Origin of the sequence: Caulobacter sp. UC70_42, from assembly GCF_044056025.1 — a bacterium.
Taxonomy (GTDB): Bacteria; Pseudomonadota; Alphaproteobacteria; order Caulobacterales; family Caulobacteraceae; genus Caulobacter.
The window spans coordinates 2,350,785-2,364,686 of sequence record NZ_CP171994.1; the positions used below are offsets into that span (position 1 = coordinate 2,350,785).

Annotated in this window: 8 protein-coding genes and 3 pseudogenes; 8 read left to right on the forward strand and 3 right to left on the reverse strand. The window is 68.8% G+C overall.

Features of this window, described 5'->3' with window-relative positions; translation table 11 throughout:
* Positions 1-49 precede the first annotated feature (49 nt).
* Positions 50-1,955 (reverse strand): annotated as a pseudogene (locus ACHMW8_RS11925) (ATP-binding protein).
* Between the two features lie 166 nt (positions 1,956-2,121).
* On the opposite strand from ACHMW8_RS11925, the pseudogene ACHMW8_RS11930 reads away from it, so the two are divergent.
* From ACHMW8_RS11930 to ACHMW8_RS11955, 6 genes and pseudogenes are all read left to right on the forward strand, one after another.
* Positions 2,122-2,450 (forward strand): annotated as a pseudogene (locus tag ACHMW8_RS11930) (hypothetical protein).
* A gap of 69 nt (positions 2,451-2,519) precedes the next feature.
* A complete protein-coding gene (locus ACHMW8_RS11935) occupies positions 2,520-2,864 on the forward strand; it encodes a hypothetical protein (protein WP_395445662.1) in 345 nt (114 codons plus the stop codon).
* Positions 2,865-3,095: 231 nt separating this feature from the next.
* Complete coding sequence (locus ACHMW8_RS11940) at positions 3,096-4,268, forward strand: phosphoserine transaminase (RefSeq protein WP_125159107.1); 1,173 nt, start codon at positions 3,096-3,098, stop codon at positions 4,266-4,268.
* 148 nt (positions 4,269-4,416) lie between these two features.
* Positions 4,417-5,997 carry a phosphoglycerate dehydrogenase gene (gene serA / locus ACHMW8_RS11945; RefSeq protein WP_395445663.1) on the forward strand — a complete coding sequence of 527 codons (1,581 nt, stop codon included), beginning with the start codon at positions 4,417-4,419 and terminating at the stop codon, positions 5,995-5,997.
* A gap of 123 nt (positions 5,998-6,120) precedes the next feature.
* Positions 6,121-6,522 carry a VanZ family protein gene (locus ACHMW8_RS11950; RefSeq protein ID WP_395445664.1) on the forward strand — a complete coding sequence of 134 codons (402 nt, stop codon included), beginning with the start codon at positions 6,121-6,123 and terminating at the stop codon, positions 6,520-6,522.
* Between the two features lie 79 nt (positions 6,523-6,601).
* Positions 6,602-7,408 (forward strand): FkbM family methyltransferase, encoded by an 807-nt coding sequence (locus ACHMW8_RS11955; RefSeq protein ID WP_125159105.1) that lies wholly within the window; start codon positions 6,602-6,604, stop codon positions 7,406-7,408.
* 11 nt (positions 7,409-7,419) lie between these two features.
* Here the strand turns inward: ACHMW8_RS11955 and ACHMW8_RS11960 are convergent, their stop codons facing one another.
* Both ACHMW8_RS11960 and ACHMW8_RS11965 read right to left on the reverse strand, forming a co-directional pair.
* Positions 7,420-8,187, reverse strand: coding sequence for a hypothetical protein (locus ACHMW8_RS11960; protein WP_395445665.1), 768 nt, complete (start codon positions 8,185-8,187; stop codon positions 7,420-7,422).
* A 104-nt stretch (positions 8,188-8,291) separates the two neighbouring features.
* Positions 8,292-11,479: pseudogene (locus ACHMW8_RS11965) on the reverse strand (carboxyl transferase domain-containing protein).
* A 122-nt stretch (positions 11,480-11,601) separates the two neighbouring features.
* On the opposite strand from ACHMW8_RS11965, the gene ACHMW8_RS11970 reads away from it, so the two are divergent.
* Positions 11,602-12,384: an ImuA family protein gene (locus ACHMW8_RS11970; RefSeq protein ID WP_395445666.1), complete on the forward strand. Its 783-nt coding sequence runs from the start codon at positions 11,602-11,604 to the stop codon at positions 12,382-12,384.
* A complete protein-coding gene (locus tag ACHMW8_RS11975; protein ID WP_395445667.1) occupies positions 12,299-13,846 on the forward strand; it encodes a Y-family DNA polymerase in 1,548 nt (515 codons plus the stop codon). Before ACHMW8_RS11970 ends, ACHMW8_RS11975 begins: the two co-directional genes overlap by 86 nt.
* The last annotated feature ends 56 nt before the right edge of the window (positions 13,847-13,902 follow it).

Below are 13,902 nucleotides of genomic sequence, written 5' to 3' on the forward strand. Positions count from 1 at the left end.
GTTCTGAGCCGCTCGTTATGTTCCGTTCATCTTGTGTCGAGGGATCGACCTAAGCCGCCTGGGCCGGGCGGGCGGCGGTCATGGCCGCTTCGATCGCGTCATAGAGCTTGGTGACCTCGATCGGCTTGGCCACGTGGCCGTCCATGCCGGCGGCCAGATAGTCCTCGACCTGGTGGGCCAGGGCGTTGGCGGTGACGGCGATGATCGGGGTGCGCGCGCGGCCCTGTTCGGCTTCCAGGGCCCGGATGACCCGGGCGGCCTCGACGCCGTCCATGACGGGCATGTGGATGTCCATCAGCACGATGTCGAAGGCGCCGGTTCGCCAGGCCTCGACGCAGGCCTGACCGTCGGCGACCAGGGTCACTTCGGCGTTCAGCGGGGTCAGGACGGCGGCGACGACCTTCTGGTTGGTCGGATTGTCATCGGCCGCCAGTACGCGCAGGCGGGCCGTCTCGGCTGGCGCGGCGTCCGGCGCGGGGACGTGATCGTCGTCGATATAGTGGACGTCGGTGATGGCCTCCTCGCGGGGCAGGGCGACCAGGACGGTGAAGGTCGAGCCGCGGCCCTCGCGGCTCTGGACCTTGATCGAGCCGTCCATCAGCACCGCCAGCTCGCGGCAGATGGCCAGGCCCAGGCCCGAGCCGCCGAAACGGCGAGTGGTCGAGCTGTCGGCCTGGACGAACTTGTCGAACAGGCGCGGCAGAATCTCGGGCGAGATGCCGATACCGGTGTCGGCCACGTCGATCCGCAGGCCCGAGCCGTCCTCGGCCGAGGCGAACCTGACGGCGACCGCGCCTTCCAGGGTGAACTTCAGGGCGTTGGCGATCAGGTTGCCCAGGATCTGGCGCAGGCGGTCGGCGTCGCCGCGCCACAGTCCTTGAGCCTCGGGCGCGACGGCGACCTCGAAGGCCAGGCCCTTGTCGCGGGCCTGGGGCGCGTAGGTTTCGCGGATCGACTGGGCCAGTTGGGCGATGTCGAACGGGCGGTCCGTGATCTCTAGGCGCCCCGCCTCGATCTTGGAGAGGTCCAGCACGTCGTTCAGCACGCCCAGCAGCACCGCGCCCGATTCGCGGATCACCTTCAGGCGTTCGCGCTGGGTGTCGCTCATCTTGTCCATGGCCATCAGCTCGGCCATGGCCAGAACGCCGTTAAGCGGCGTACGGATCTCGTGGCTCATATTGGCCAGGAAGTGCGACTTCAGGACGTTGGCGGCATTGGCGTCGTCGCGCGCCCTGACCAGTTCGGCCATGGCGCCGCGCAGGTCGTGGTCGTTGGCCTCGAGGCGGCTGACCAGATGGTTGAAGCTGTCGGTCAGGCTCTGGAAGACATCGTCGTCGGCAGTCTGCTCGACGGCCTTGAAGCGCCCCCCGACGGCGGTTTCGTGCATGGCTTCCGACAGGCGCTCCATCGGCCGCGCCAGGCGGCGCGCCAGGCTGTTGGCCAGGAGAATCGCCAAACCGGCCGCGCCGAAGAACAGGGCGCCGGTCAGGGCCAGGTCGCGGGCCAGGGTCTGACCCAGGCCCGGATGCTCGGCCAGCAGCACCAGCGTGCCGACATCCTGCGAGGCGAGTTTGATGGGGCGGGTCAAGGTGTCGGTGTCGGCCGGATTGGCCGCGCCCAGTTGGGCGACGACGCGCCCCTTGGCGTCGGTGATGCGCACGCCCGCCACGCTGGGGGCCTTGGCGACGGCTTCCAGGGCGCGATAGACGCCGACCATATTGTGATCGGCCAGCGGCGCGGCGGCGCCGGCGGCGGCCATCTGGGCCAGGATCTCGTGATTGGCGCGGGCTTCCTGTCGCGCGACGCTCCACTGCTGCAGCATGAAACACAGGCATGCCGCCACCAGCGCCAGCACGGTCGTGGCCAGGGCCACGCCGGCGATGCGCGCTTGCAACGGTGCGTGTGTGTACCCGCTATGATTGCGGATGCTGCTCATCCCACGTCCAGGTATTCATCAACGTAGCGACAGTGTGCCGCAAGGTTCCTAACGGTTCGCTTCCAACGCGAGCCAGGGCCGGGGCTAGTAGCGCGACAAAACAACGCTAGGGCGCATTTTCGTCATTGCTTTTGCTTTAACATTCTATTTACCTTTCTTCTTAGTGTTTCGTTAAGGAGGCGGGTTTGGAAAAGGTCTTTGTCGCTCAACGAGTGGCCAACAAGCTGTATGCGACCGAAGCCGCGGTGGACGCGGCCACGGTGGAAGTCATGGAAATGATGGCCGAACTGATCCAGGCTCGTAAGGACCTGGGCCTGTCGGCCACGGTCGGGAACGGCGCCAGCGCCAAGTTCGCTGAAGCCGTCCAGGCTCTGGCGACGGCGCGGACGGCGATCGTCGACGCCCACAAGCAACTGGATGAACTCGTCTGCGCGTCGGCATCCGCACGCGCATGGGCGGCTTCATCAAGGAGGAACAACTGGTTTCTCCGACGGGCCTCCGTGAGGCGGTCTAAGTCTCGTTAAAAGCACATTGCAATAGTTTAATACCTTTGGGCCTCTAATCTAGGTTAGAGGCCCAGATCATGCTCTCGCACCTGCAACCGTTAGTCCTTTTCGGCTGGCTGCTTCTTGCGACCACGTGTTTTGTCGCGTGGCGCTGTGGCGGGCGACCCGAACGCAGCGGCGCGGCCTTGGTGCTGGCGATCACCCTCGGTTTCGCCCTGGCGGGCTCCATCACGGACAAGAGCGTCACCCGGGCGGTTTATCTGCTGCTGGACGGCGTGCTGGCCCTAGGCCTGCTGATGCTGGCGGTGCGCCACGCGACTCGCTGGCTGGGCGTTGCGGTGCTGCTGCAAGGCGTGCAGTTCAGCCTGCATGCCTCTATCTCGTGGCCGCTCGGAAATACGACAACCTCTACGCCCTGGTGAATAACCTGGTCAGCCTGGGCGTCCTGCTGTGCCTGCTGGCCGGCTCGATCCTGGCGCGGCGTTGGCGTAAGGCCTCGGACGCCGCCGCAAAATAATTGCCGCGACCGGACGAAACGCCGCGCGCCTCGCAAAAATCTCCCCTTGCAATCTGCCCCGAAACGCGGTTCTTCGCCGGCGGGCCACATCCCCCCAACGGGATGCAGTCCATCTGTAAGGATGGGAGACATCGATATGACGACCCTCGCCAAGCCGGCGATCCGCCCGGCTCGCCCCGAGTTCTCTTCCGGCCCCTGCGCCAAGCGCCCCGGCTGGACCCCCGAAAATCTCAGAAACGCCGTCCTGGGCCGCTCGCACCGCTCCAAGCTGGGCAAGGCGCGCCTGAAGGCCGCCATCGACCAGACGCGCGAAGTGCTGGAGGTCCCGGCCGACTTCCTGATCGGCATCGTCGCCGGTTCGGACACTGGCGCGGTCGAGATGGCCATGTGGTCGATGCTCGGCGCCCGCCCCGTGCAACTGCTGGCCTTCGAGTCCTTCGGCAAGGACTGGGTCACGGACGTCACCAAACAACTCAAGCTGCCCGACGTCGAGGTGCTGAGCGCCCCGTACGGCCAGTTGCCCGACACGTCCAAGGTCGATCCGACCAAGGATCTGGTCTTCACCTGGAACGGCACGACCTCGGGCGTGCGCGTCCCGAACGCCGACTTCATCTCGGCCGACCGTGAAGGCATCACCATCTGCGACGCGACCAGCGCCGCCTTCGCTCAGGAACTCGACTGGGAGAAGCTGGATGTCGTGACCTTCTCCTGGCAGAAGGCGCTGGGCGGCGAAGGGGCGCACGGGATCCTGATCCTGTCGCCGCGCGCCGTGGCCCGTCTGGAAAGCTACACGCCGGCCTGGCCGATGCCGAAGCTGTTCCGCATGACCAAGAACGGCAAGATCGCCGCCGACATCTTCGAGGGCGCGACGATCAACACGCCGTCGATGCTCTGCGTGGAAGACGCCCTGGACGCGCTGAAGTGGGCCGCCTCGATCGGTGGTCTGGAAGCCATGCGGGGCCGCGCCGACCAGAATCTGGCCGTGCTGGCCGAGTGGGTCGCCAAGACCGACTGGGTCGATTTCCTGGCCGCCACGCCGGAGATTCGCTCCAACACCTCGGTGTGCCTGAAGGTGGTCGATCCCCGGATCGCCGCCCTGCCGGAAGACGCCCAGGCCGACTTCGCCAAGAAGCTGGCCAGCCTGCTCGAGAAGGAGGGCGCGGCCCTCGACATCGGCGGCTATCGCGACGCCCCGGCCGGTTTGCGCATCTGGTGCGGGGCCACGGTGGAGGCTTCCGACCTGGAAGCTCTGACGCCCTGGCTCGACTGGGCCTTCGCCACCGTCTCGGCCGAACTGGCCGCCGCTTAAGACAACGCTTGCCCCCACCTGGCCGCTGCGCGGCCGTCCGCCCCCGGAAGGGGGCGGAATAGGATCCTTCCTCCCCCTCTGGGGGAAGGGGACCGCCGAACGGCGGTGGAGGGGGCTTTCGCAAACATTCTCCGCAAGGAAATCCTCCATGACCGCTCCCCGCGTTCTCATCGCTGACAAGCTCAGCCCCGCCGCCGTCGACATCTTCAAGAACCGCGGCGTCGATTTCGACATCAAGGTCGGCCTGTCGAAGGACGAGCTGATCGCCGTGATCGGCGACTATGACGGCGTCGCCATCCGCTCGGGCGCCAAGCTCGACAAGGACGTCATCGCCGCCGCCCACAAGCTGCGCGTCATCGCCCGCGCCGGTATCGGCGTCGACGATGTCGACATCCCGGCCGCCACGGCCAAGGGCATCGTCGTGATGAACACGCCCTTCGGCAACTCGATCACCACGGCCGAACACGCCATCGCCATGATGTTCGCCCTGGCCCGCCAGATCCCCGCCGCCGACGTCTCGACCCAGGCCGGCAGGTGGGAGAAGAACCGCTTCATGGGCGTGGAGCTGTACGCCAAGACCCTGGGCCTGATCGGCGCCGGCAACATCGGCTCGATCGTCGCCGACCGCGCCCTGGGCCTGAAGATGAAGGTCGTGGCCTATGACCCCTTCCTGAGCCCCGAGCGCGCCGTCGAGATGGGCGTCGAGAAGGTCGAGCTCGAAGACCTGCTGGCCCGCGCCGACGTCATCACCCTGCACACCCCGCTGACCGACAAGACCCGCAACATCCTGTCGGCCGAGAACCTGGCCAAGACCAAGAAGGGCGTGCTGATCGTCAACTGCGCCCGTGGCGGCCTGGTCGATGAGGTCGCCCTGCGCGCCCTGCTCGACAGCGGTCATGTCGGCGGCGCCGGCTTCGACGTCTTCGTCACCGAGCCGGCCAAGGAAAACCCGCTGTTCGGCTCGGACAAGGTCGTGGCCACCCCCCACCTGGGCGCCAGCACCTCGGAAGCGCAGGAGAACGTGGCCCTGCAGGTCGCCGAGCAGGTCAGCGACTACCTGCTGACCGGCGCGGTCACCAACGCCCTCAACAGCCCCTCGATCACGGCCGAGGAAGCGCCGAAGCTGAAGCCTTTCGTGGCCCTGGCCGAGAAGATCGGCGCCCTGGCCGGCCAGATGGTCGACTTCGGCATCACCGCGATCGACATCGCCTTCGAGGGCGAGGTCTCCAACCTCAACGTCAAGCCGATGACCTCGGCGGCCCTGGCCGGCGTGCTGAAGCCGATGCTGGCCGAGATCAACATGGTCTCGGCCCCGGCCATCGCCAAGGAGCGCGGCATCACCGTCTCGGAGAGCCGTCAGGAAGTCAGCCCCACCTATGACAGCCTGATGCGCGTGACCATCACCACCGAGAAGGGCAAGCGCAGCTTCGCCGGCACGGTGATCGCCGGCGCCCCGCGCGTCGTCGAGGTCAAGGGCATGGAGCTGGACGCGGCCTTCTCGCCGGCCATGCTCTACATCAACAACCTGGACAAGCCGGGCTTCATCGGCGCGCTGGGCATGCTGCTGGGCGAGGCGGGCGTCAACATCGCCACCTTCAACCTGGGCCGCCTATCGGCCGACGCCGACGCCATCGCCCTCGTGGGCGTCGACCAGGCTCCGGCCGCGGAACTGCTGGCCAAGATCCAGGCCCTGCCGCACGTGAAGGAAGCGCGCGCGCTGACGTTCTAGGCGCTTCGACCTGCCTGTCCCGGATGACCGATCCGGGACAGGACTGGGGCGTCTGGACTGGCCAAGGTGGCTTCAGCCTTGCATCGCCTGGATGACGCCCCTTTTTCGTTCGATAGGCCGCTCATGTTGTTTCGTAATCGCAAGATCAACGTCCTGGCCTTCGTGGTCTTCGTCGCGGCGGCGGCCTTCGCCCTGTGGCGGGCCCTGCTGCCCGACGATGGCGGCATGGGCCTGATCCCCTGGGACAAGGCCAAGCACTTCATCGTCTTCTATGTGCTGACCGCCCTGGCGATCACCGCCTTGCCCGCCAGCCGCTTCTGGCGCATCGGCCTGGTGCTGCTGGCCTTTGGCGGCATGATCGAGGTGCTGCAGGCGTTCGTCGGCCGAGACGCGGCTTGGGGCGACGTGCTGGCGGACGCCTGCGGGATCGGCGCGCTGTTTGGACCGATCATCCTGCGTGACCTGACCGCCAGGCCGTCGCCCGCCCCGGATCAAGCCGTCAAGCTCGAAGTCCAACTGCCCTAGACGCCGAGGATTCTCGGCCTATCGTCAGGCGTCGATTCCGGCGCCGTCATCGCGGCGCGGCGGCTATCCCTGGGGCCGAATGCGAAAGTCAAACCTCCGCCCGACGGCCTTCGTGCTGGTGTCGACCAACCACGGCTCCCTGTTGGTCAATCGTCACGACTACAGGATCGTCCAGAACGGCGCTTACGGCGTGGGCTACCAACTGTTGGAGACCTCGTCGTTCGACCAGGACGAGGTGGACGCCGCCGTCAGGCTGCTGGAAATGCGTCGCGCCCATTTCGGCGACGGCGTGGTGGCCATCGACTGCGGCGCCAATATCGGCGTCCATACCGTCGAGTGGGCTCAGCTGATGACCGGCTGGGGCAAGGTCATCGCCTTCGAGGCGCAGGAGCGGATCTTCTACGCCCTGGCCGGCAACATCACGCTGAACAACTGCTTCAATGCCCGGGCGATCTGGGCGGCGGTCGGCGCCGAGCGCGGGGTGATCGACGTCCCGGTCCCCGACTACTTCAAGCCCGCCAGCTTTGGCAGTCTCGAGATCCGCCAGACCGAGCGCACCGAATTCATCGGCCAGGAGATCGACTATTCCGCGGAGAACGCCCAGAGCACCCAGATGATGGCGATCGACGATCTGGCTCTCACGCGGCTGGACTTCGTCAAGATCGACATCGAGGGCATGGAGATGGAGGCCCTGCGGGGCGCTCGGCGCACCATCGCGACCTGCAAGCCGATGATGATGATCGAGCGGATCAAGTCCGACGAGTCCGAGCTGCGCGAGTTCCTGATCGGCCTGGGTTACGGCGTCTACTACATGGGCATCAACATCCTGGCCGTTCACCAGGACGATCCGATGTCGGAACAGATCAAGGGGATGGCGGGCGGCTGAGCCCGGGCGGCTCAATCGCGTGCGCTTAATCCTGGCGCGCCCTCTGAAAAGGTCAGGTGCTCGGCGCGGAAATAGAACAGCCAGTCCAGCCTCAGGATGTTCTGGATGCGGAAGCTGGGCGGTTCATAGCGCGACACCACGCTGAGGGGCTTGTCGCGAATCTTCAGGATCTCGACCAGCAGCACCAGCGACGTGTCGATCGTGGCGATGCGCGCCGCCCGCTCGATCACCGTGCTCCAGTCGAACAGGCTGTAGCCCTCGATCGGGCGGAGGCGGACTTCCTTTTCGGGCGCCTTGTGGGTGAACTGGATCTGGCTGTTGCTGCCATGCTCGTTCAGCAGCGCATAGGGCTCGCCATCGTCCAGGCCCAGAAGCTTGAACAGCGCCTCTTCCTTGGCGAGGTCGCGGCGCAGCTCCACATGGTCGGCCCAGTCGGCCATATCCATTCCGGCCACCTGATACTTCAGGTCCATCGTCTGCTCGGGCGCGTAGCGCCAGCTGAAGAACAGCGACAGGAACGTATAGTTCGGCCCCTCGATCGGGCTGAGGGCGATCTTGTCGCTCAGGAACAGCAGCTCGTCGCGGAAGTCGAAGGCCTCGGTGTCGAGGATCGGCGTCTCGATGTTCGCGGGCATGACCAGGGCGTCATAGACCCAACTGTGCTTCTGCAGGACCGGCATGATCACGCGGCGCCCGGTCGCGGCGTAGGTCTTGGCGATCTTCTGGACGAAGAGCAGATCCCCGACCATGCCAGGCTGAAAGATGAGTACCGGCTTCATGCCGCTCCGCCGAATCGTGAGAGCCCGCAGTCTTGCATAACTTGACCGGTCTGAAGACTTGGCCGCCTGGCGCGTCTCCGCTCGGACTTCGTCGCGGCGCGAGCCTAGAAGCTGTCCACGCGCACGCTCCACGGCTTGGACACCCCCGCCGCCGCGTCCAGTCCGCCCACGATCCAGCGCCGGGTGTCGGCGGGGTCGATGACCGCGTCGATCTCCAGGGCGGCGGCCATGCTGGTCGCCTTGCCGGCCGCGTAGAGCCGCGCCACGAGCTGGTCGTAGAGCGCCTTCTGCTTGGCGGGATCGGTTTCGGCTTCCAGCTCCTTGCGGTAGCCCAGCTTGACCGCGCCCTCCAGGCCCATGCCGCCAAACTCGCCGGTCGGCCAGGCGGCGATGAAGGCCGGCGAATGGAAGCTGCCGCCGGCCATGGCCTGGGCGCCGAGGCCGTAGCCCTTGCGGGTCACCACGGTGAAGAGCGGAGCACGCAGCTTGGCGCCGGCGATGAACTGGCGGCTGACCCGGCGCACGGCGGCGGCGTCCTCGCTGTCGGGACCGACCATGAAGCCGGGGGTGTCGCAGAGACTGAGCACCGGCAGGGCGAAGGCGTCGCACAGCTGCAGGAACCGCGCGGCTTTCTCGGCGCCTTCGCAGTCGATCGCTCCGCCCAGATGCCGCGGATCGTTGGCGATCAGCCCCATCGGCCGGCCCTCGATGCGGATCAGGCCGGTGACCATGCCCGCCGCGAAGCCGCCGCGCAGCTCCAGGAACGAACCCTCGTCGACCAGGCCATGGATCAGCGCCCGCACGTCATAGACCCGCAGCCGGTTCTCCGGGATCGCGCCCCGCAGCCGCCGCTGATCCGGCGCGGTCCAGCTCGGTAGCGTTCCCTGGAAGTAGGACAGGGCCTGCTTGGCCAGCCCAGTGGCGTGGACCTCGTCGTCGGCCAGGATGTCGATGACGCCATTCTTCCACTGGTGCGCTGAAGGGCCGATCTGCTCGGGCTTGAAGACGCCCAGGCCACCGCCCTCGATCATCGCGGGTCCGCCCATGCCCAGATTGCTGTCACGGGTGGCGATGATGATCTCCGACAGGCCCGCGATGGCGGCGTTGCCGGCGAAGCAGCGGCCGGCGACGATGGCGATCTTGGGAACCAGGCCCGATAGCTGGGCGAAGCTGCGGAAGGTTGGGACATCAAGCCCGGCCACCGCCGTCGTGTCGGTGTCGCCCGGCCGCCCGCCGCCGCCCTCGGCGAACCACACGACCGGCAGCTTCTGGTCGGCGATGATCGCCATCAGCCGGTCGGACTTGCGGTGGTTCATCGCGCCTTGCGTGCCGGCCAGCACCGTGAAGTCGTAGGCCAGCGCCGCCGTCCGCGCCTTGTCGGGCGGGAAGAGGCCGCCATTGACGGTTCCGACGCCGGTGATCAACCCGTCGGCGGGCGTGTTGGCGATCAGGTCCTCGGTCGAGCGCCGCCGCTTCTGCGCCGCGATGGCCAGGGCGCCGTACTCCAGGAAACTGCCCGGATCGACCAGATCGTGGATGTTCTCCCGCGCTGTCCGGTGGCCGGTCTTGCGGCGCTTGGCGACGGCGTCGGGGCGGGCCTCGTCCAGGGTGTGTCGGTGGCGGGCGATCACGTCGGCCAGATCGGGGCGGATCGTGTTCGAGGTCCTCGGCGACGGCTTCGACGGCCTGGTCGCCCGCGACCTCCATCGGCTCCAGGAACGCCAGCGGCTGGCCCTCGGCGACGGTCGCGCCGGGCGGGGCGAGGATTTTCAGCACCCGCCCGCCGGTGACGGTGGGAACGAGATGCTCCATCTTCATGGCCTCCAACACCGCCAGGGCCTGGCCGGGGCGGACGAGGTCGCCTTCCGCCACCGCGATCGAACCGACGGTGGCCGAGAGCGGCGCGGCGACGGCGACCGCGCCGTCCAGGGTCTCGAAGGTCTGGGGCGGCGCTGTCCTCCGGCAAGTCGGCGACCAGTTCGGCGGCGTGGTCCTCGATGAACCGCGTGGTCGGCCTCTCCGGCGCGGCCGCCAGGATCGCGCGCACCAGCGGCGCGGTGGTCGAAACACCGGTGATCTGGAACTCCGCCAGCGCCCGGTCCAGTCGCGCCGAAGCCTCGGCATGGGTCCGCCCGCGCGCGATCACCTTGGCCAGCAGGCTGTCGTAGGACCCGCCGACCGTCGTACCGGCCGCCACGCCCGCGTCGACCCGCACGCCCGGACCGCCCGGCGGGCTCCAGACGCCGATCGCGCCGCTGGACGGCTTCACCTGGCCCTCGGCGGTCAGGGTCTCGGCATTGATTCGCGCCTGGATCGCGACCCCGAAGGCCGGCGGAACCTCCAGGTCGAGGGGCGCGCCGGCCGCGAGGTCGAACTGCAGCCGCACCAGGTCCAGTCCCGTGACCTCCTCGGTCACCGTATGCTCGACCTGCAGGCGCGGATTGACCTCCAGGAAGAAGGCCTTGTCGGTCTCCGCGTCGACCAGGAACTCGACCGTGGCCAGGCCGCGATAGCCGGCGCACAGCGTCTCGGCGTGCTTCCACAGAGCGGCCCGCAGCGGAGCGGGAAGGGCGGCCGGCGCGATCTCGACCAGCTTCTGGTTCCGCCGCTGTAGGGAGCAGTCGCGGTCGCCGATCGCCAGCACGCGCTGCCCATCGCCGACGATCTGCACCTCGACATGGCGCGCCCGCTCGATCCGCTTCTCGGCATAGAGCCCGCCGTCCCCGAAGGCCGCGAGGGCCTCCCGCTCGCAGGCGGCGAAGGCGGCGTCCAACTCGCCGGGATCCAGCACCGCCCGCATGCCGCGCCCGCCGCCGCCGGCCCGCGCCTTCAGCATGATCGCGCCGTGCTCGGCCTGGAACGCCCGCGCGCCGTCCGGTGAGATCGCCCCCGTCCCCGGGATCAGCGGCACGTTCCGCTCGGCCGCCAGCGCCCGGGCGGCGGCCTTGTCGCCGAAGGTCTCCAGGTGCTCGGGCGAGGGGCCGACGAAGACGATCCCCGCCTCGGCGCACGCTCGCGCCAGGCCAGGGTTCTCCGACAGGAAGCCATAGCCGGGATGCAGGGCGTCGCAGCCCTGCGCCTTGGCCGCCGCCACGATCGCGGCGATGTCGAGATAGGCCCGCGCCCCCGCGCCGGGCAGGGCGACCGCCTGGTCGGCGGCGCTGACATGGGGCGAGCCCGCGTCATCGGTCGCGTGGACCGATACGCTTTCCAGTCCAGCCTCCGCCGCCGCGCGGGCGATGCGGATAGCGATCTCGCCGCGGTTGGCGATCAGGACGCGGGTGAGGGACATGAGGGTTCCTGCGAAGGCTTCATACGGCCGTTTGAGACACTTTGGCCGGTCGCGCCCGACTCTCCAAGGCTTGACTCCGCAGCGCTGCAAGATCAGAACAAAAGTGGAACAAGGAGTAAGGAATGGCCGGATCGCGCGAGGCGCGTCTTGCGGCCCTGAGAGGCCGGATCGCCGCGATCGAAGCGGGGACTCGGACTCCGACTCCGGTCCTGCCGTTCGGGGATCCGGCCATCGATGGCTGCTTCCCGGGCGGCGGCCTGCCGCTGGGCGGCTGGCACGAGGTGACGGGCGCCGGGCTGGAGAGCGAGACCGGCGCGGCCCCCGCCGCCTTCGTCGGTCTGCTTCTGCGGCCACTGGTGAAGGCGGGCGCCATCGTCTGGATCGCCCGGCGCGGCGACCTGTTCGCGCCCGGCCTGTTCGGCCTGGGCTTCCCGGTCGAACGGCTGATCCAGGTCCGCGCGCGCGATGAGGCCGAGACCCTGTCGGTGCTGGAGGACGCGCTTTCCACCCAGGGCGTCGCCGCCGCCGTCGGCGAGGCCGAGGCCCCGGACCTGACCGCCGGCCGCCGCCTGCAACTGGCCTGCGAGAAGCGGGGCGGCTTCGGGGTGGTGCTGCACCGAAGACCTTACGGGGGACGAGCGGGCGCGGGCCAGGCGGTGTCCGGCTCGGCCGCGTTCAGCCGCTGGCGGATCGGACCGTCGCCGACCCCGCCGCCGCCGGACGACATCGGCCTTGGCCCTCCGCGCTGGCGGGTCGAACTGGAACGTTGCCGGGGCGGACGTCCCGGGTCCTGGATCTTGGAAGCACAGGAGGCCGGCCATGGCCCGCATCCTTTCCGTCTGGTGTCCCAACTGGCCGATCACGACGTGGCGGCGGCGGAACCCGGGCTACGACACGTCGGCTGAAGCCGCGCCTTTCGCCCTGCTGGCCACGGAGGGCGGAACCCGCCGCCTCGCCGCCGTCGACGAGACCGCCCGCGCCCTTGGCCTCGGCGCCGGCCAGAAGGCCGCCGACGCCATGGCCCTGGTTCCGAACCTCGTCACCTTCGACCACGACCCCGTCGCCGACCGGATCGCGCTGGAGGCCCTGTGCGACTGGTGCGTGCGCTTCTCGCCGGCCGTGGCGATCGACGGGGCGGACGGCCTATTTCTCGACATCACCGGGACCGACCACTTGTGGGGCGGGGAGCGCGACATGCTGGTCGATCTCGTGGCGCGGCTGGCGCGCTGGGGCGTGCCGGCCCGGGCGGCGATCGCCGACACCGCCGGGGCGGCCTGGGCCCTGGCGCGGTTTGGCGACGACCTGGCCATCGCCGCGCCGGGCGAGCAGCGCGCGGCGATCGAAGCCTTGCCCGTCGCGGCCCTGCGCCTGGAGGACGCCGCCGAGGCCCAGCTGCCGCGCCTGGGCCTGCACCGCGTCGGGCAGCTCTTCGCTCTGCCCCGCGCCCAACTGGCCAAGCGCTTCGGCCTGGGCCTGACCCTACGCCTCGATCAGGCCCTGGGCATGGCGGCCGAGGCCCTGAGCTTCCGCCGCCCGGCCACGCCCTGGTTCGACCGCCTGGCCTTCTTCGAGCCGATCAGCGCGCCCGAGGACCTGGCCCGCGCGGCCGGCGACGCCCTGGCCTTGATCTGCCAACGGCTGGAGGCCGAGGGGCGCGGGGCCAAGCGCTTCGAGGCGGTGTTCCACCGCCTGGACGGCCAGGCCTATCCGGTCCGCGCGAACCTGGCCCGCATCGGTCGCGACGCCAAGCGGCTGACCAAGCTGATCATCCCGAAGCTGGACAAGGTCGACCCCGGTTTCGGCGTCGAGGTCGTCACCGTCCACGCCGCCGCCGTCGAGCCCCTGGCCGCCGCTCAGGACCGGCTGGACGCCCCAAATGGCGGGGGAGTCGGGACCAGCCTCGACGAGACCCTGGCCCCTCTGATCGACCGCCTGGTCAACCGCCTGGGCGAAGCCCGCGTCTGGCGCGCCGATCCTTATGAGAGCCACGTGCCCGAACGCTCGGTCGTCCGCAATGCCCCGCTGGACCCGCCGGCAGCCGCGAAATGGGATCTCGACCGCCCGCGGCCGGTGCGGCTGTTCAAGCGGCCCGAGGCGATCACGGCCATCGCCAAACTGCCCGACGACCCGCCGATGTCGTTCACCTGGCGCGGCCGCGCCCACCGCGTCCGCCGCGCCGAAGGCCCCGAGCGCATCGGCCAGGAATGGTGGCGCGCCGGCGTCGGCGAGACCGATACCGGCCCCGGCAAGCTCCGCGACTACTACCGCGTCGAGGATGACGTGGGGGGGCGGTTCTGGATCTTCAGGCAGGGGCTGTTCGGCGTCGATGAAGCGCCGAAGTGGTGGATCCATGGCCTGTTTGGTTGAGGGTTTCCCCCACCTGACCGCTTCGCGGTCGTCCGCCCCCAAAGGCGGGCGGAAGG

What these genes read in the sequence shown, in the direction of transcription:
- ACHMW8_RS11935 (WP_395445662.1), top strand. Translation starts at nt 2,520, where the DNA reads ATGCTCTCGCACCTGCAACCGTTAGTCCTTTTCGGCTGGCTGCTTCTT.
- ACHMW8_RS11940 (WP_125159107.1), top strand. Translation starts at nt 3,096, where the DNA reads ATGACGACCCTCGCCAAGCCGGCGATCCGCCCGGCTCGCCCCGAGTTC.
- serA (WP_395445663.1), top strand. Translation starts at nt 4,417, where the DNA reads ATGACCGCTCCCCGCGTTCTCATCGCTGACAAGCTCAGCCCCGCCGCC.
- ACHMW8_RS11950 (WP_395445664.1), top strand. Translation starts at nt 6,121, where the DNA reads ATGTTGTTTCGTAATCGCAAGATCAACGTCCTGGCCTTCGTGGTCTTC.
- ACHMW8_RS11955 (WP_125159105.1), top strand. Translation starts at nt 6,602, where the DNA reads ATGCGAAAGTCAAACCTCCGCCCGACGGCCTTCGTGCTGGTGTCGACC.
- ACHMW8_RS11960 (WP_395445665.1), bottom strand. Translation starts at nt 8,187, where the DNA reads ATGAAGCCGGTACTCATCTTTCAGCCTGGCATGGTCGGGGATCTGCTC.
- ACHMW8_RS11970 (WP_395445666.1), top strand. Translation starts at nt 11,602, where the DNA reads ATGGCCGGATCGCGCGAGGCGCGTCTTGCGGCCCTGAGAGGCCGGATC.
- ACHMW8_RS11975 (WP_395445667.1), top strand. Translation starts at nt 12,299, where the DNA reads ATGGCCCGCATCCTTTCCGTCTGGTGTCCCAACTGGCCGATCACGACG.